This is a genomic window from Streptacidiphilus carbonis, assembly GCF_000787775.1.
GTDB classification, from domain to species: domain Bacteria; phylum Actinomycetota; class Actinomycetes; order Streptomycetales; family Streptomycetaceae; genus Streptacidiphilus; species Streptacidiphilus carbonis.
On the sequence record NZ_BBPM01000049.1, the window covers coordinates 1 to 16,545 of the forward strand.

Consider the following 16,545-nt stretch of genomic DNA (forward strand, 5'->3'; position numbering starts at 1 on the left):
GGGGAGCGGGCGCCGGCGTCGGCGCCGGAGTCGGCACAGGGGCTGCGGGGAGCGCCGCAGCGGGCGCGGGCGCCGGGGTGGGCTGCCGCCCGGGCGGCAGGGTCGGGGTCGGGGGGACCGGGGCGGGCGTCTCGGCGGCAGGGTGTTCGGACACGCCCCAGGAGACCCAGCGCGGGGCGGCTCCGGTCTCCATCAGCCCCCGCTGCTGTGCCGCGTCGGCGATCCAACGGCTGTCCGACACCTTCTCGGCCTCGGGCACGGCTTGGACCTCGACCTCGACCTCGACTTCGGCGTCGGCGTCGGCGTCGGCCACGGCCTTGACCTCGGCTAGGGGCCCGGCCGCCCGGGGTTCGGGCAGCGTCCCGGTCTCGTCCAGGAAGAACGGCCCGGACTGCTCCACCGCAGCGCCCAGCCGGGGCAGCGTCCGCTGCGGCACGAACGGTTCGGGTTCGGGCTCGGGTCCGGGTTCGGGTTCGGGCAGCGCCACCTCGGCGTCGTCCGGCGCCTGCCCCGTCTCCGGGCGGCCCGCCCGTACTGGCGGCGGGACAAAGCGCATCGTCGGTCCGCCCGGCCGGGCCGCCGCCCTCGGCGGCGGCAGCACCTCGCCCGGCCCGGGCGCCGGGCGGCTCGTCCCCGGCAGCCAGCCCAGCCCGTCCCAGTAGCGGACGAACCCGGGGATCGAGGGGTCGGGGTAATAGCCGGCCGAAGGGTCGGTCTCGGGGCCAGCGCTGGGTGGGACAGCCGTCATCGGGAAGGACCTGCTCCGTCTTCGTCCGGGTTGCCGGGCGGCGGCGGTGCAGGCACCAGGCACGCCACGTCGTCGAGCAGTCACAAAGCGTAGTACCACCGCAGGGCCGTAAGGGCGAGATGCCCCACAAACCGCGAAAGAAGCGCACGGAGTGGTGTAAGAGTGCGGCCGCGCACCGCTCTTCTCCACTACCGGCGACGGAGCACCGTCGCCGGTCCGGCGGAGAAGAGGAATGAGCCATGGACAGGGAGAACCCGGGAAGCACAGGACCCGCTGGGGACGCCGAGCGGAGCGCGGACACCAGCGCCGACACCAGCGCGGACACCAGCGCCGAGATCGGTGCTGACGTCGGTGCCGACGTCGGCGAGGTCAGGGAGGAGCTCCGGGTGAACCTGATCCTCTCGCCGGAGCGCAGCGTCCCGGTCCCGGCCCGGTTCTGCTACCTCACCGACGACCCCTACGCCGTGCACATCACCTTCCACCTGGGCCAGGACTCCCCGGTGACCTGGGTGTTCGCCCGGGACCTGCTGGTGGAGGGGATGTTCCGGGCCTGCGGCCACGGTGATGTGCGGATCTGGCCGACCCGGCAGGGCGGCCGCAATGTCATCTGCCTGGCGCTCAGCTCGCCGGCCGGCGACGCGCTGATCGAGGCCCCGGCCGGGGCGGTGGCCTGTTGGCTGGAGGGCGCGCTGCGGCTGGTGCCGCCGGGCCGTGAGGAGGCCGGTCTGGACATGGACGGTGCCCTGGCCGCGCTCCTGGCCGGACACTGATGCCCGGCCGTGCGCCCCCGCCCCGGGGCACCGCCGCCGCTCCGCCCCGCCGAACGGCGGGGCGCGGGTGCGTCAGCGGGCCAGCGCGTCCTGCGAGGGGGTCTGCGCCTGCCCCGGCAGCCGGCCGCTGTCCGGGCGCTGTGGGTCGGGCCTCGGCCCCGCCGCCCTCATCCGGTTCCGGTGCCGGCGCAGCCGCTCCCCCGCCAGGGCCAGGAAGGCCAGGCCGACCAGCGGGTAGAGCGCTGCGAAGGGCTGCAGCAGGTAGGAGATGTGCAGATTGCTGAGGCCCTTGTGCGGGACCAGCCACATCGCGAAGGAGCAGAACGCCAGCCCGGTCGCGATCAGCGTGCCGCGCCAGACCCTGCGCCGCTTGGGCGTCCCGGCCCGGGCCCGGGCCCGGGCCCTGGCGCGCTCCTCGGACGCCTCGGCCGCGAGCAGCACCACCATGGGCACGCACCAGATCCAGTGGTGGGTCCAGCTGATCGGGGAGACCAGCACCGCCGTGATCGCCACGCACAGCACCGACCAGGCCCGGGCCCGGGGGAAGCCGACGGCGTTGCGGTGGATGCCGACGGCGACGGCCAGTCCGGCGATCCCGACCACCGCGGTGAGCAGCAGCGCGACGATCCCGCCGTTCTGGGTGTGCAGCGCGCGCTCGACCAGTCCGCGCAGGGACTGGTTGTCGACGATGTACTCCTTGCCGACCCGGCTGGTGTCGAAGACGTACTTGGTCCAGAACTTCTCGGAGGCGCCCGGCATCAGCGCGAAGCCCAGCAGCATGGTCGCCAGGCAGGTGAGCCCGGCCGTGACGGCGGCCCTGATCCTGCCGCTGAGCAGCAGGTACACGGCGAAGAACCCGGGGGTGAGCTTGATCGCGGCGCCGAGGCCGATGGCGACGCCCTTGCTTCGCCTGCCGTCCGGACGGGTGAGGTCGTAGAGCACCAGCACGCCGAGCACCAGGTTGATCTGGCCGTAGCGCAGTGTGGTGAACACGGGTTCGAGCCACACGCCGAGGCCGACGGCGAGGAACACCAGGGCCGGGCGCATGGCCTTGCGCGGCCAGCCCGCCAGCACGGCGGAGAGGTAGCCGAACACGCCGAGGACGACCAGGTTGCCCGCGGTTACCAGGACCCGGAGCAGCCCGACCGGCAGCCACGCGGTCGGGGTGAACAGCATCGCGGCGAACGGCGGGTAAGTGGCCGGGAGCTTCCACTCGCTGACCCGGATGTCGTAGAGGTTGCCGCCGTGCGCGACCGCGGCGCCCTCGGCCCGGTAGACCACCATGTCGACCATGCTCACGCCGACCAGGTGACGGACCAGGGCATAGAGGACGAGCGAGCCCAGACCGACCAGGAAAGCGATGCGGGTCTCCCGCCGCGGGGCCTCCCGCAGCGCGTTCACGACTCCGTCGAAGGCGGCCCTGGGGGCAGAGGCTCTGCCCTTCGCGCGGGCCTTTCCGGCGTCCCAACCGAGACTCGTCACGCAATACTCCTTGTCACCAACCCTGCGTGACCCTAGCGGATCGCCGCTCCCGCCCGATGGGGCCATCGGGTAATCATGCCAGTTTGTAGACGAACCCACCCGGCCCCGGTGCGACCACCCCCGAAGAGACGGACGGGGCCCCCGGGCTGGTTCCCAGGAAGCCCCGTCACCGCCTACCCGACCTCAGCCGGTGTAAGCGCCGAATGCCTTGGCGAAGGCGTACGTGGACTGGACGATGCTGCTGCAGCTGGCGTCGGCCCAGGCCTGGGCGCCACCGGAGCACTGCTTGTCCCGGGTGGCGGACCACATGGACAGCCAGGCCAGGTGCTTGCTCGACGCGAAGGCCGCCACCTGCTGGGCGTCGGCGACGGTGAAGACCTCGGTGTTGGTGTCGTTGACGCCGATCATCGGGGTCACCGCGACGTGCTTCCAGGCGTCCGCGTCGGAGAGCCCGAAGATGCTCTTCACCTGGGCCTGGGTGGCCGTCGCCGCGTCGATCGCGTAGGTACCCATCCGGCCGCTGGGGCTGGGCGCGGCGCTGTCGCCGTAGTCCATGGCCATGATGTTGACGGCGGACACGGCCACGCCGTTGGTCTTGGCGTTCTGCAGCAGGTCGGTGCCGGACTGGACCAGGCCGGAGGGCAGCACCGGCAGGGTGAAGGAGACCTCCAGCGTCTTGCCGGCCGCCTTGGCGGTCGCCTGGAGCTGGGCGATGGCCTGGTCGCGGCGGGTGATCCCGGCGGTGTCGGTGGTCGCCGCGCCCTCGATGTCGAAGTCGACCTTGGTCAGGCCGTAGGCGCTGATGACCTTCTGGTAGGCCGCCGCCAGCGAGGAGGCCGAGGTGCAGGACTCGGCCAGCTCGGTGCCGTTGGCGCCGCCGAAGGACACCCGGACGTCGCCGCCGGCCTTGCGCAGCGCGGCTATCTGCCCGGGCACGCCGGTGTTGTCCAGCGCGCCGACCCCGCCCCACTCCGGCGTGCAGCTGCTGCCGGCGGTGATGAAGGCCAGGTTGTAGTTCTTCGCACCGCCGGCCGCGGAGGCCGCGGCGGTGTCGAAGGCGGGATACAGAGAGGTGTCGACATACGGCGAGAACCCGCTGGTGGCGGCGGTGCCGCTGCCGGACCCGCTGCCGGCCGTCGCACTGGGGGTGGGCGTGGCCGTCGCGGACCTGGACGCGCCGGCGCCGGCGCTGGCGCTGGGCTTCGCCGAGGCGGAGGCGCTGGGCTTGGCGGTGGTGGCGCCGGCGCTCGGCGCGGCACTGGCGGTGGTCGGCTGCCCGCTCGGGGTGGGGGCGCTGCCGGTGGAGCAGTCGGCCCCGTTGATGGTGCAGCCGGTCGGGGCGCCGGAGCCGCTGACGACGAAGCCGACGACCGCGTGCTGCCCGGCGGTGAGGGTGCTGTCCCAGTTCGCCGGGGTGACCGTGATGTGCTGGCCGCTCGCGGTGAAGGTGGCGTTCCACAGCGAGCTGATCTTCGCTCCGGCCGGCAGGTCGAAGCTCAGCTTCCAGTCGCTGATGGAGCCGGAACTGCTGTTGCTGACGTCGTACTGACCGCTGTAGCCGTTGCCCCAGTCACTGGTGGTCGAGTACACCGCGCCGACGGTCGCCGCACTGGCACTGGTCGCGAGGGCGACCACGGTGCCGCCGACGAGGGCCACCGCTGCGGCCGACGCACCGAGGACGGTGCTGCGGCGGGAACGGCGGCGGCGCGAGCCTGCGGGCCTGGCATGTGACGTCATACGGAAACTACCTCCGATGGGTTCCTGGAGGCCGGGCCCCGTGGGGGAAGGCGCCGTGGCATCGCCTTCCTGACACGGCGTCACCGACGGCCCTCGGACCCGGCCGCAGCCGACGCTATCTGCCGGACCCACCCGCGGAACGGCTGCTCAGACAGGGGTAGAGGTCCCTTAGGACGCCGTTAAGGAACCCGCGGCTCCGGATGCCGGCCGCGAACCGTGAATGGCTGGGCACGCAGTTCCCCGCGCCCCGACGGGGCTGCAACTGAACCGCCGTGGGCTGGTTGCACCAGGGGCGCGGGGAACTGCGCGCCCGGCCAGGCACGCGCCGAAGCCGAAGAACAAGCCCTACCGCACCAGGCGGACCCGCGGCGACGGACGACGCCGGCTCCGGCCCCCGGCAGGCCGCCCCGCGTCCACCGCGGTGTGGAGGCGGACCCGGATCTCCGTCCCGCCGAGGATCGCCGAGCGGCCGACCTCCACCTCGCCCCCGGTCGCCTCGGCGACCCTCCGCACGATGTCCAGGCCCAGCCCGGTGGAGCCGGCCCCGCCGACCCCGTGGCCACGGCGCATCGCCGCCGCCGTGTCCTCAATGCCGGGGCCGGCGTCGGAGACCAGGACGATCACCGCGTCGGCGGCCCGGTGCACATCCACGGTGAACGCGGTGCCCTCCGGCGTGTGCCGGAAGATGTTGCCGAGCAGCGAGTCCAGGGCCGCGCCCAGGTCCGCCGAGGCCACCGGCACCAGGGCCGGCGGCGCCCCGGGGTCGGCGCCGGACAGTCGCCAGCTCCGGCCCTCGTCCTCGGCCAGGGCCGACCAGAAGTCCACCCGGTCCCGGATCGCCTCGGCGGCGTCGCAGGACAGCGGCTCAGGGGCGGCGTCCTCGTCGCCCGACCCCGCTCCCTCACCGGGGAGCAGCCCCTGCCCGCGGCTGCGGGCCGTATGGATGATCTGGTCGACCTCGCGTTCCAACTGGTCGACGGCGTGCCGGGTGTGCTCGGCGGCGTCGCCCTGGCCCAGCGCGGCGGCGTTCAGCCGCAGCACGGTCAGCGGGGTGCGCAGCCGGTGCGACAGGTCGGCGGCGAGCTCGCGCTCGGCGGCGACGAGCCGCACCACCCGGTCGGCCATGGCGTTGAAGGCGGCGGCCGCGTCCCGCAGCTCCGGCGGCGAGTCGTCCGCCTGCGGGACCCGTACCGCGAGGTCCCCCGCGCCCAGCGCCCGCGCGGCGCCGGCCAGCCTGCGGGCCGAGCCGACGATCCGGGTGCCCAGCCGGTCGGCGACCAGCACCGAGATCAGCACCAGCGCCAGCGCCACCCCGGTCAGCACCAGCCAGGCGGTGACCACGCCCTGGCTGAGCGCGGCGTCGGGGATGAACACCTCGACCACGGCGACCCCGCCGCTGCCTACCGCGACCGGTTCCAGGTAGGCGAAGCCGCCGGGGACCCCGGTGCTGACCGGATGCCCGGCCGCGATGGCGCCGAGGATCTGGGCCTGAGTGGCGCGCGGCTGCCCGATCGTGGCCAGCCCGGTGGCCGTGCCGCCGGTGCTGCTGCCGCCGGCGGTGCCGCTGCCGTTCGTCCGGCCGGGGACGTGCACCGCCAGCATCCCGGCCGCGCCGGCCTGGGTGCTGGCCAGGGCCCGGGTGAGCTCGGCGGGGTCGCCGGTGATGGCCAGCGCCGGGCCGATGGCTGCCGCCTGCCGCTCCGCACCGCTGAAGGCCCGGTCGCGGGCGGTCTCCCGGACCATCAGGCCGAGCGGCAGCAGAAAGGCCAGCGCCACCATCGTGGTGACCGCGACGCAGACCTTCACCAGCGCCCACCTCACGGCGTCGGCTCCGGCCCCGCCCCGGAGTCGGCAGCGGGGACGTCCAGGCGCACGCCCACCCCGCGCACCGTGTGCAGATAGCGGGGCCGCGACGCGGTCTCGCCGAGCTTGCGGCGCAGCCATGACAGGTGCACATCGATGGTCTGGTCGGTCCCGTACGGCTGCCGCCACACCTCGGCGAGCAGCTCCCGCCGGGAGACCACCACGCCGGGGCGGCCCGCGAGGAAGGCCAGCAGGTCGAACTCGCGCCGGGTCAGATCGAGCGCGGCGCCGTCCAGCAGCACCTCGCGCCGCTGCAGGTCGATCCGCAGCCCGCCGACCTGCAGGTGCTGCCCGGATCCCGGGGCCGTCCCGGAGCGGCGCAGCACGGCGGCCATCCGGGCGCTGAGGTGCTCCCCGGAGAAGGGCTTGACCAGGTAGTCGTCGGCCCCGGCGTTGAGCAGCCGGACGATCTCGTTCTCGTCGTCGCGCGCGGTGGAGATGATCACCGGGACGTCGGTGAGGCCGCGGATCATCTTCAGCGCCTCGCTGCCGTCCAGGTCGGGCAGGCCGAGGTCGAGGATCACCACGTCACAGCCGACCTGCGCGACCTCGCGCAGCGCCTCCAAGGCGGTGCCGACGCTGCGCACGGCATGGCCCGCCCCGGTCAGGTGCCGGATCAGGGCGGAACGCACGAACGGGTCGTCCTCGACCACCAGGACAGTCGCCATGAACAGTGAAGGTAGCCCATTCGGGTCAAGCCGTGCCCGCGCGCCATACTGAGGCCCGTGCGCAGAGGACTGGTACGGGCAGCGGCATGGACCGGGGCTACCGCGGCAGCGGTGTCCGTGTCCTGGTTCGGCGTGCACCGGGTGCTGCGGGACGGCTCCTACGAGCAGCCGAGTGCGCTGGTGGTGGCGGTGGCCACCCCCACCAGCGCGTCGCCCACTCCCCCGCCGCTGCCGACCTCCATCGGCTCGGCGGTGACCATCCCGTCCCCGAGCCGGTCGCCCACGCCGAGCCGCTCCGGTTCCACGACGCCGTCCCGCAGCCCGTCGGCCCCCGCGTCCGCGAGCCCCCCGCCGACCGCTTCCGCGACCTCCGGCACCATCCAGACCTTCACCCGCCCCGGCGGCCGCATAGTCGTCGACATGGGCGCCGCCTCCGCCGGCCTGGTCTCCGTCACCCCGGACCCGGGCTGGTCCTGGCACCAGTGGACCACCAGCACCTGGCTCCGCGTGGACTTCCAACAGGACGGCAGCGGCACCGACTCGATCTTCTACGTCACCTGGAACGGCCACCCCCCGCTGGTCCAGACCGGCACCGGCTGAGCCCCGCCAGGGGCGCGAGGAACAGCGCGACAGGCCATCAATCATGGTGCGCTGTTGCGCACGCAGTCAGAAGACCTTCCCCGGGTTCAAGATCCCCAACGGATCGAACGCCGCCTTGATCCGCCGTTGCAGCTCGACCCCGACCGGCCCGATCTCCCGCGCAAGCCACTCCCGCTTCAGCAGTCCCACCCCGTGCTCCCCGGTGATCGTCCCGCCCAGTTCGAGCCCCAACCCCATGATCGCGTCGAACGACTCCCTGGCCCGCGCGGTCTCCTCCGGATCCGCCGCGTCGAACACCACCACCGGATGGGTGTTCCCGTCCCCCGCATGCGCGACCACACCGATCGTCAGGTCGAAGCGCTCCGCGATCTCGGCGACCCCGTTGATCATCTCGGCCAGCGCCGACCGGGGCACCGCCACATCGTCGACCATCGTGGTGCCCAGCGTGTCCATCGCCGTCAGCGACAGCCTCCGCGCCTGGAGCAGCAGCTCCGACTCGGCGCTGTCCGCCGCCGGGACGACCTCCGTGGCGCCGTTCGCAGAACAGATCTCCCCGGCCGCGGCCAGGTCGGCCACCGGGTCCAGGGTGTCGAAGGCGATCAGCAGCAGCGCCGCCGTGGAGTCCGGCAGGCCCATCTGCGCCATGGCGTTGACGGCCCGTACCGAGACCGTGTCCATCAGCTCCATCAGCGACGGAGTGAACCCGGCCTCCATCACCGCGCACACCGCCGCGCACGCGGCGTCGGTGCTGGGGAACTCCGCCGCCAGCGCGAGTTGCGGCGGCGGGCTGGGCCGCAGGGCCAGGGTCGCGCCGACGACCACGCCGAGGCTGCCCTCGGAGCCGACCAGCAGCCGGGTCAGGTCGTACCCGGCCACCCCCTTGGCCGTGCGGCGCCCGGTCCGCAGCAGCTCGCCGTCGGCCAGCACCACGTCCAGGCCGAGCACGTACTCGCTGGTGGTGCCGTACTTGACGCAGCACAGGCCGCCCGAGGCGGTGCCGATGTTGCCGCCGATGGTGCAGCTCTCCCAGCTGGACGGGTCGGGCGGATAGGTCAGCCCGTGCGCCCCCACGGCCTGCGACAGCGCCGCGTTGACGACGCCGGGCTCGACCACGGCGATCCGGTTCACCGGGTCGATCTCCAGGATCCGGTTCATCCGCACCAGCGACAGCAGGATGCAGCCGTCCACGGCGTTGGCCGCCCCCGAGAGCCCGGTGCGCGCCCCCTGCGGCACCACCGGCACCCGCAGCGCCGTGGCGGTCCGCATCACATGCCTGACCTGGTCGACCGTGTCCGGGAACACCAGCACCGCCGGGTTCCCGCTGGCGCAGAACCCGGCCATGTCCTGGCGGTAGGAGGCGGTCACCTCGGGGTCGATGACGACCGCGGCCTCCGGCAGGCCCTCCCTGAGCAGGTCGACCAGGTCACTCATGGCGTCTTCTCCCACCTGGAGCGTTACGGAGTTGCGGGCTTGCCCTGCCCATACAGCCAGGTCGCGAAGAGCGAGTCCAGCCTCTCACCGGAGATCTTCTCGCTGAGTGCGACGAACTGCGCGCTGTCGCCGTGACCGTAGCGGCGCTCGCCCGCCCAGGTCCGCAGGATCGCGAAGAACGCCTTGTCGCCGACGGTCTCCCGGAGCTTCTCCAGCACCATGGCGCCGCGCTCGTAGGGCGGGGTGCCGAAGATGTTCGCGGCGCTGCCCGGGTCGCCCGCCGGGAAGGACCACAGGTCGTTGGTGGCCGGCAGGGCGTAGTCGGCGGCGAGCCGCGCGGCGGTGCCGGGCCCGCCGTGCTGGGCGTCCCAGAGCCATTCGGCGTAGGTCGCGAAACCCTCGTTCAGCCAGATGTCCTTCCAGCGGTCCAGGCTGACCGAGTCGCCGAACCACTGGTGCGCCGTCTCGTGGACCAGGGTGTCGATGTCCGGCGCGCGGTCGTAGATCGGCCTGGTCTGGGTCTCCAGGGCGTAGCCGACGCCGTGGGCGTGCTCGACGATGGCGCCGGCCGCGTCGAACGGGTACCGGCCGAAGAGCGTGCTCTCCCAGGCGACCACCGCCGGGATCTGCGCCAGCACGGGTGCCGCCGCCTTGGCCTCGGCCGGGTCGACCGCGTTGTAGACGGGCAGGCCGGACGCGGTTCGGTAGCTCTGCACCTGGAACTTCCCGATGCTGGCGGTGGCCAGATAGGCCGCCATCGGGCTGGTCTCGCGCCAGTCGAAGGTGGTCCGGCCGTTGCTGGCGCACTGGCTTTCGAGGCGGCCGTTGGAGACGGCGCTCCAGCCGTCGGGGACGGTGACCGCGATCTCGTAGGTCGACTTGTCGAGCGGGTGGCTGTTGCTGGGGAACCAGGTCATCGCGCCCTGCGGCTCACCGGCGACGAACACCGAGCCGTCCTTCTGGGTGATCCAGCCGTCGGCCGAGCCGTCCGGGTCGGTGACGTCCTTCGGCACCCCCGCGTAGGTGATCACGGTGCTGAAGCTCCGGCCCCTGGGGAGCGCGTGCGCGGGCGTGACCTTGAGCTTCACGCCGCTGCGGCTGAACGCCGCCTTCCGGCCGTCGACCGTCACACTGCTGACGGTCAGTCCGGACAGGTCCAGGAAGAAGGAGCTGAGCTTCTGTGTCGCCGTCGAGGTGAGCACCGCCGTCGCGTCGAGGCGTCGGGACGCGGGTGCGTAGCCGAGGTCCAGCCGGTAGTGGACGACGTGGTAGCCGCCGTCCCCGGACTGCGGGAAGTACGGGTCACCGGCGGTGGGCGCGCCGGGCGCGGCGCCGCCCCCCTGGGAGGCACCTGCCAGGAGGGCGGCGAGTACGGGAGTCGCAGCGAGGGCGAGGAGGCGGCGAGCGATCATCCAGGCAGCCTAGGCCCGCTTAGAACTGATGACCAGTCACCGCCTCCCGGTTCGCCCGACCGGTCACAGGTTGCCGCGGCGCTCCTGCTCGCGCTCGATGGCCTCGAACAGCGCCTTGAAGTTTCCCTTGCCGAAGCCCATCGAGCCATGGCGCTCGATCAGCTCGAAGAAGACCGTCGGCCGGTCCTGCACCGGCTTGGTGAAGATCTGCAGCAGGTAGCCGTCCTCGTCCCGGTCGGCCAGGATCTTCAGCTCGCGCAGCTGCTCCAGCGGCACCCGGGTCTCACCGACCCACTCGCCGAGGGTGTCGTAGTAGGAGTCGGGCGTGTCCAGGAACTCCACCCCGGCCGCGCGCATCGCCCGGACCGTCGCCACGATGTCGTTGGTCGCCAGCGCCAGGTGCTGGACCCCGGGGCCGCCGTAGAACTCCAGGTACTCGTCGATCTGCGACTTCTTCTTGGCCGCGGCCGGCTCGTTCAGCGGGAACTTCACCTTGCGGCTGCCGTCCGCGACGACCTTGGACATCAGCGCGGAGTACTCGGTGGCGATGTCGTCGCCGACGAACTCCTTCATGTTGGTGAAGCCCATGACCCGGTTGTAGAAGGACACCCACTCGTCCATCCGCCCCAGCTCCACATTGCCCACGCAGTGGTCCACCGCCTGGAACCAGCGCATTCCGGGGGAGCCCCCCGGACCCCCGGTCCTGGCCGGCGGCTCCACCAGCGGCGTACGGGCCACGAAGCCGGGCAGGTAGGGCCCGTCGTAGCCGCTGCGGTCCACCAGGGTGTGCCGGGTCTCGCCGTAGGTGGCGATCGCGGCCAGCACCACCGTGCCGTGGTCGTCCTTCAGCTCGTACGGCTCCGCCAGACTGGTCGCGCCGTGGGCGACGGCATAGGCGTGGGCGGCGTAGACGTCGGGGACCTCGATGGCCAGGTCGACCACCCCGTCCCCGTGCGCGGCGACATGCTGGGCCAGGAACGCCCCGCGCTCGGTGGCGGGCTTCACCACCGAGGTGAGGACGAAGCGGGCCGAGCCCGACTCCAGCACGTACGAGGCGGTCTCCCGCTCGCCCGTCTCCGGACCGGAGTACGCGACCAGCCGCATTCCGAACGCCGTGGAGTAGTAGTGCGCGGCCTGCTTGGCATTGCCGACCGCGAAGACGATCGCGTCCATGCCCTTCACAGGGAACTCGTCAGTCATGGCGTCCTCCAGCTGTGGGATGCGGATGCCGGTACCGTCTCTCCCCCGCCGACACTGCGCAACTGTGCCGTGAAACGCTGAACACGGTGTACAGCTGGGCCAGCCGTACCCCATTCTCGATATACATTCTGCACACCTGGAGACCTCCGTGCCCGCAGCCCCCGGGATCGACCCGCTGGACGCCGCCCTGCTCGCCCTGCTCGCCGAGGAGCCCCGGCCCGGGGTGCTGGAGTGCTCGCGCCGCCTCGGCGTCGCGCGCGGCACCGTCCAGGCCCGACTCGATCGGCTGCGGGCCAACGGGGTGATCCGCAGCTCGGCGCCGCAGTTGGACCCGGCCGCCCTCGGCTACCCGGTCACCGCCTTCGCCACCCTGGAGATCTCCCAAGGTCAGGGGGCCGACGTCCGGGCCCATCTGGCCTCGGTGCCCGAGGTGCTGGAACTGCACACCATCACCGGCCAGGGCGACATGCTCTGCCGGATCGTGGCCCGCTCCAATGCTGATCTCCAGCGGGTGATCGACCGGGTTGTGGGGTTTGATGGCATTGTCCGGGCTTCAACCGCAATCGCCCTGGAAAATCCGGTTCCGTTCCGGGTGCTCCCGCTGGTCGAGCAGGCCGCCCGGGACTGACGGCACGAGCTGACGCCACGACAGAGAGGCTGGAGGAAGAGCCGGGTGAACTTCTGGGACTACGTCAGCAGCCGCCAGGACCAGCTGGTATCGGACACCTTCCAGCACGCCAGCGCCGTGTTCCAGTGCATGGTCGTCGCCGTCGTCCTCGGGGTCGGCATCGGCGCGCTGACCTACCGCAGCGACCGCGCCGGACGGATCGCCACCCTGGCCACCGGCACCGTCCTGACCATCCCCTCCTACGCCCTGCTCGGCCTGCTGATCCCGGTCCTGGGCCTGGGCGTGCCGCCGACCGTCACCGCCCTGGTGCTGTACGCGCTGCTGCCGATCGTGCGGAACTCCGTGGTCGGACTGCGCGGGGTGGACCCGGCACTGGTGGACGCGGCGCGCGGGATCGGGATGACCGGGGCGGCCCGGCTGCTGCGGGTGGAGCTGCCGATCGCCTGGCCCACCATCCTCACCGGCATCCGGGTGTCCACCCAGATGAGCATGGGCATCCTCGCCATCGCCGCCTACGCCTCGGGACCGGGGCTGGGCAACGAGATCTTCAGCGGGATCGCCGGCCTCGGCAGCGCCAACGCGCTCAACGAGGTGGTCGCCGGAACCGTGGGCATCGTCCTGCTCGCATTCGTCTTCGACGCCGCGCTCGTGCTGCTGGGGCGCCTGACCGTATCGGCGGGTATCCGTGCCTGACGCCTCGTCCAGTCCGTCCGCAGTCGGCTCCGCGCCTGCCCCGCTGGTGACCAACACCGCGCCGATCACCGGGGCCACCATCGAGCTGGAGAACCTGACCAAGCGCTACCCGGGCAACGCCAACCCCTCGGTGGACTCGGTCAGCATGGAGATCGGCGCCGGCGAGACGGTGATCCTGGTCGGCCCGTCCGGCTGCGGCAAGAGCACCACCCTGCGGATGATCAACCGGCTGATCGAGCCCAGCTCCGGCCGGATCCGGATCAACGGCGAGGACGTCACCGACATCGACCCCGTGAAGCTGCGCCGCCGGATCGGCTACGCCATCCAGTCCTCCGGACTGTTCCCGCACCTCACCGTCGCCGAGAACATCGCCCAGGTGCCGAAGATGATCGGCTGGGGCAGGCAGCGGATCAAGGACCGGGTCGAGGAGATGCTGGACCTGGTCGGCCTGGACCCCCGCGAGTTCCACGACCGCTACCCGCGCCGGCTCTCCGGCGGCCAGCAGCAGCGGGTCGGCGTGGCCCGGGCGCTGGCCGCCGACCCGCCGGTGCTGCTGATGGACGAGCCCTTCGGCGCGGTGGACCCGATCACCCGGGACCACCTCCAGGACGAGCTGATCCGGCTCCAGCACGAGCTGCACAAGACCATCGTCTTCGTCACCCACGACTTCGACGAGGCCATCAAGCTGGGCGACCGCATCGCGGTGCTGCGCGAGCAGTCGCACATCGCCCAGTTCGACACCCCCGAGGCCATCCTCACCAACCCCGCCGACGACTTCGTCTCCGGATTCGTCGGCGCCGGCGCGGCCCTGAAGCGGCTCAACCTGACCCGGGTCCGCGACGTCGGCGTCGCCGACTTCCCGGCCGTCGACGTCGACGAACCGCTGCAGAACCTGCTCGACCGGTTCCGCACCGGCGGCGCCAACGAGATCCTGCTGCTGGACCGCCGCTCCCGCCCGTACAAGTGGCTCCGCCGCGGCGACCTGAGTCGGGCCCGCGGCTCACTGGCCCGGGCCGGAGCGCTGGTCAGCCACACGGTCAGCGTCGACGCCACGCTGCGGGACGCGCTGGAGGCGGTGCTCACCGACAACGGCGGCCGGGTCGCGGTCACCGGACGGCGCGGCGAGTACGTCGGCGTCGTCGACATGGAGACATTGCTGAACTCGGTGCACGAGCTGCTGGAGGCGGACCGGCTCACCGCCCTGGAGCACCGCGAGGAACTGGCCGGGATCCAGGAGTCGCAGCAGCACCAGCGGGCCGTGCTGGAGGGCGACCCGGACGCGACCGGCGGCGGGGCACCGGGAGGCGGAGCATCGGGAGGGGGCGCACCGGTAGGCGGAGCCGGGGGTGAGCGCCCGTACTCCAGTGCTCCGGGGGGCGACCCCCCGGACCCCCACGGAACCACCGGGTGGCGGCCGTGAAGCCCTCGGAATCCGCTCAGCCGACCCGGACCCCGACCCCGACTCCGCCCCGGACACCGACCCGGACCCGGACCCGGTGGGACCGGATCACCAAGGGCAAACTGCTGGTCACCCCGCTGGTGCTGCTCGCGCTGCTGCTGGCGCTCTACCTGTGGATCACCAATGTCCCGCTGGACTCCATCGAGAAGAACTCGCTCAACGGCGGCCAGGTCCGGCTCTACCTGTGGCAGCAGATCGAACTGACCGCGATCTCCACCTTCTTCGTCCTGGTCATCGCGCTGCCGCTGGGCATCCTGCTCAGCCGCGGGTTCGCCCGGCCGGCCGCCCCGGTGGCCATCGCCCTGGCCAACCTGGGCCAGGCCACCCCCGCCATCGGCCTGCTGGCGCTGCTCACCTTCTGGCTGGGCATCGGCCAGCGCACCGCCCTGATCGGCATGGTCGCCTACGCGGTGCTGCCGGTGCTCAGCAACACCATGGCCGGGCTGCGGGCGATCGACCCGACCCTGCTGGACGCCGCCCGCGGCATCGGCATGTCCCCGGTCGGCGTGCTCAGCCGGGTGGAGCTGCCGCTGGCCGTGCCGCTGATCCTGGCCGGGGTCCGCACCGCGCTGATCCTCAACGTCGGCACCGGCACCCTGGCCGCCTTCGCCGGCGGCGGCGGGCTGGGCAACCTGATCACCGCAGGCATCACCACCCAGCGGACCCGGGTGCTCATCGTGGGCGCGGTGCTGACGGTGTGTCTGGCCCTGCTGGTGGACTGGCTGGCCTCACTGGCCGAGCTCCGGCTGAGCCCGCGCGGCCTGGAGGTCAGCCGGTGAGGACCCGCAGCCGCAGCCGGGCCCGGGCGCTGGCGTTCCCGCTCGCGCTGCTGCTCGCGCTCGCGCTGTCCGGCTGCGGGCTGCACAGCGGCACCGAGATCCCCGAGGACCTGCTCCCCGGCTCGCTGGGCCAGGGCCGGCCGCTGAAGGGGGTCACCCTCACCATCGCGTCCAAGAACTTCACCGAGAACGTGATCCTCGCCGAGATGATCGGCCTGGTCTGGACGGCCGCCGGGGCCCATGTCATCGACAAGACCAACATCTCCGGCTCCATCGGCGCCCGGCAGGCCATCGTCTCCGGCACCGCCGACGGCATGTACGAGTACACCGGCACCGGCTGGATCACCTACCAGGGCAACACCGAGCCGATCACCGACCCGCAGAAGCAGTGGCAGGCGGTGCACGACGCCGACCTGGGGAACGGCGTCACCTGGCTGCCGCAGTCCCGGCTCAACGACACCTACGCGCTGGCCGGCAACGCCGCCAACGTCGGCAGGCACCACCTGACGAACCTCTCCGACGTGGCCGCGCTCTCCCGGTCCGACCCGTCCGCGCTCACCCTGTGCGTCGACAACGAGTTCGCCGTCCGCGACGACGGCCTCAGCGGTATGGAGAAGGCGTACGGGATGCGCATCCCCAAGTCCAACATCAGGACCATGGACGCCGGCATCGTCTACACGACCCTCGCCGACGGCCACTCCTGCCTGCTGGGCGACGTCTACAGCACCGACGGCCGGATCCCGGCCCTGAAGCTCAAGGTCCTCGACGACGACAGGCACTTCTTCCCCAACTACAACGCCGCCCCGGTGCTCCCCACCAGGACGGTGCAGAAGTACCCGCAGATCCCGGGGCTGCTGAACCCGGTCTCGGCGAAGCTGGACAACACCGTCGCCCAGAGCCTCAACAGCAAGGTGGACGTGGACGGCCAGGACCCGCGGGCGGTGGCCCGGCAGTGGCTGATCGACCAGGGCTTCGTGAAGCCGAAGAGCTGACGGCAGCCGGCTGACACGGAGTCAGTCCAGGTCGGCCAGTCCAGGTCGGTCGGTCCAGGTCAGTCAGGTCAAGCCGGCCAGGT

General features: G+C 72.4%; 16 protein-coding genes. 7 read left to right on the plus strand and 9 right to left on the minus strand.

The annotated features are described in order from the left end of the window. Nucleotides 1–748 (minus strand): DUF2510 domain-containing protein (locus TR46_RS43565; protein ID WP_042406970.1); only part of this gene is annotated, 748 nt, incomplete at its 3' end. A 239-nt stretch (nt 749–987) separates the two neighbouring features. On the opposite strand from TR46_RS43565, the gene TR46_RS28895 reads away from it, so the two are divergent. Further along, nucleotides 988–1,518, plus strand: coding sequence for an SsgA family sporulation/cell division regulator (locus TR46_RS28895; RefSeq protein ID WP_084719018.1), 531 nt, complete (start codon nt 988–990; stop codon nt 1,516–1,518). Nucleotides 1,519–1,590: 72 nt separating this feature from the next. On the opposite strand, the gene TR46_RS28900 is transcribed toward TR46_RS28895, so the two are convergent. The 5 genes from TR46_RS28900 to TR46_RS44640 all read right to left on the minus strand — a co-directional run bounded on the left by TR46_RS28900 (nt 1,591) and on the right by TR46_RS44640 (nt 7,690). Continuing rightward, nucleotides 1,591–3,000 carry a glycosyltransferase 87 family protein gene (locus TR46_RS28900; RefSeq protein ID WP_236655561.1) on the minus strand — a complete coding sequence of 470 codons (1,410 nt, stop codon included), beginning with the start codon at nt 2,998–3,000 and terminating at the stop codon, nt 1,591–1,593. Between the two features lie 183 nt (nt 3,001–3,183). Then, nucleotides 3,184–4,737 carry a cellulose binding domain-containing protein gene (locus TR46_RS28905; RefSeq protein WP_042406973.1) on the minus strand — a complete coding sequence of 518 codons (1,554 nt, stop codon included), beginning with the start codon at nt 4,735–4,737 and terminating at the stop codon, nt 3,184–3,186. 345 nt (nt 4,738–5,082) lie between these two features. Next, nucleotides 5,083–6,558, minus strand: a complete 1,476-nt coding sequence (locus TR46_RS28910) for a sensor histidine kinase (RefSeq protein WP_042406975.1) — start codon at nt 6,556–6,558, stop codon at nt 5,083–5,085. Beyond that, complete coding sequence (locus TR46_RS28915) at nt 6,555–7,268, minus strand: response regulator transcription factor (protein ID WP_042406978.1); 714 nt, start codon at nt 7,266–7,268, stop codon at nt 6,555–6,557. The genes TR46_RS28910 and TR46_RS28915 overlap by 4 nt, the downstream gene beginning before the upstream one ends. Nucleotides 7,269–7,426: 158 nt before the next feature. Further along, on the minus strand, nt 7,427–7,690 hold the full coding sequence (locus TR46_RS44640) for a hypothetical protein (RefSeq protein ID WP_236655562.1): 264 nt from the start codon (nt 7,688–7,690) through the stop codon (nt 7,427–7,429). On the opposite strand from TR46_RS44640, the gene TR46_RS44645 reads away from it, so the two are divergent. Next, the gene (locus TR46_RS44645) at nt 7,689–7,868 is read left to right on the plus strand and encodes a hypothetical protein (RefSeq protein ID WP_052433176.1); all 180 of its coding nucleotides are present in this window, start codon (nt 7,689–7,691) and stop codon (nt 7,866–7,868) included. The two genes, TR46_RS44640 and TR46_RS44645, sit on opposite strands and share 2 nt — an antisense overlap. Nucleotides 7,869–7,934: 66 nt before the next feature. Here TR46_RS44645 and TR46_RS28925 read toward each other — a convergent pair whose 3' ends face one another. The 3 genes from TR46_RS28925 to hppD all read right to left on the minus strand — a co-directional run bounded on the left by TR46_RS28925 (nt 7,935) and on the right by hppD (nt 11,911). Then, the gene (locus tag TR46_RS28925) at nt 7,935–9,299 is read right to left on the minus strand and encodes an FAD-binding oxidoreductase (RefSeq protein ID WP_042406982.1); all 1,365 of its coding nucleotides are present in this window, start codon (nt 9,297–9,299) and stop codon (nt 7,935–7,937) included. Between the two features lie 23 nt (nt 9,300–9,322). After that, complete coding sequence (locus TR46_RS28930) at nt 9,323–10,711, minus strand: M1 family metallopeptidase (RefSeq protein WP_042406984.1); 1,389 nt, start codon at nt 10,709–10,711, stop codon at nt 9,323–9,325. A 63-nt stretch (nt 10,712–10,774) separates the two neighbouring features. After that, nucleotides 10,775–11,911, minus strand: a complete 1,137-nt coding sequence (gene hppD / locus TR46_RS28935; protein ID WP_042406987.1) for a 4-hydroxyphenylpyruvate dioxygenase — start codon at nt 11,909–11,911, stop codon at nt 10,775–10,777. A gap of 148 nt (nt 11,912–12,059) precedes the next feature. Here hppD and TR46_RS28940 point away from each other — a divergent pair, with 148 nt between their 5' ends. The 5 genes from TR46_RS28940 to TR46_RS28960 are packed head-to-tail and all read left to right on the plus strand — an operon-like array spanning nt 12,060 to nt 16,462. Beyond that, entirely contained in the window at nt 12,060–12,539 is a 480-nt protein-coding gene (locus TR46_RS28940) for an Lrp/AsnC family transcriptional regulator (protein WP_042406989.1), read from the plus strand. 45 nt (nt 12,540–12,584) lie between these two features. Next, nucleotides 12,585–13,232, plus strand: a complete 648-nt coding sequence (locus TR46_RS28945) for an ABC transporter permease (protein ID WP_042406992.1) — start codon at nt 12,585–12,587, stop codon at nt 13,230–13,232. A 46-nt stretch (nt 13,233–13,278) separates the two neighbouring features. Continuing rightward, nucleotides 13,279–14,652: a betaine/proline/choline family ABC transporter ATP-binding protein gene (locus TR46_RS28950; RefSeq protein WP_236655565.1), complete on the plus strand. Its 1,374-nt coding sequence runs from the start codon at nt 13,279–13,281 to the stop codon at nt 14,650–14,652. Then, nucleotides 14,649–15,470 (plus strand): ABC transporter permease, encoded by an 822-nt coding sequence (locus tag TR46_RS28955; RefSeq protein ID WP_236655563.1) that lies wholly within the window; start codon nt 14,649–14,651, stop codon nt 15,468–15,470. The genes TR46_RS28950 and TR46_RS28955 overlap by 4 nt, the downstream gene beginning before the upstream one ends. Further along, nucleotides 15,467–16,462, plus strand: a complete 996-nt coding sequence (locus TR46_RS28960; RefSeq protein WP_042406998.1) for a glycine betaine ABC transporter substrate-binding protein — start codon at nt 15,467–15,469, stop codon at nt 16,460–16,462. Before TR46_RS28955 ends, TR46_RS28960 begins: the two co-directional genes overlap by 4 nt. Nucleotides 16,463–16,545 lie beyond the last annotated feature (83 nt).

Coding starts and splice junctions, on each gene's coding strand:
- TR46_RS28895 (WP_084719018.1), top strand. CDS start 988: ATGGACAGGGAGAACCCGGGAAGCACAGGACCCGCTGGGGACGCCGAG.
- TR46_RS28905 (WP_042406973.1), bottom strand. CDS start 4,737: ATGACGTCACATGCCAGGCCCGCAGGCTCGCGCCGCCGCCGTTCCCGC.
- TR46_RS28915 (WP_042406978.1), bottom strand. CDS start 7,268: ATGGCGACTGTCCTGGTGGTCGAGGACGACCCGTTCGTGCGTTCCGCC.
- TR46_RS44645 (WP_052433176.1), top strand. CDS start 7,689: ATGGGCGCCGCCTCCGCCGGCCTGGTCTCCGTCACCCCGGACCCGGGC.
- TR46_RS44640 (WP_236655562.1), bottom strand. CDS start 7,690: ATGTCGACGACTATGCGGCCGCCGGGGCGGGTGAAGGTCTGGATGGTG.
- TR46_RS28925 (WP_042406982.1), bottom strand. CDS start 9,299: ATGAGTGACCTGGTCGACCTGCTCAGGGAGGGCCTGCCGGAGGCCGCG.
- TR46_RS28930 (WP_042406984.1), bottom strand. CDS start 10,711: ATGATCGCTCGCCGCCTCCTCGCCCTCGCTGCGACTCCCGTACTCGCC.
- hppD (WP_042406987.1), bottom strand. CDS start 11,911: ATGACTGACGAGTTCCCTGTGAAGGGCATGGACGCGATCGTCTTCGCG.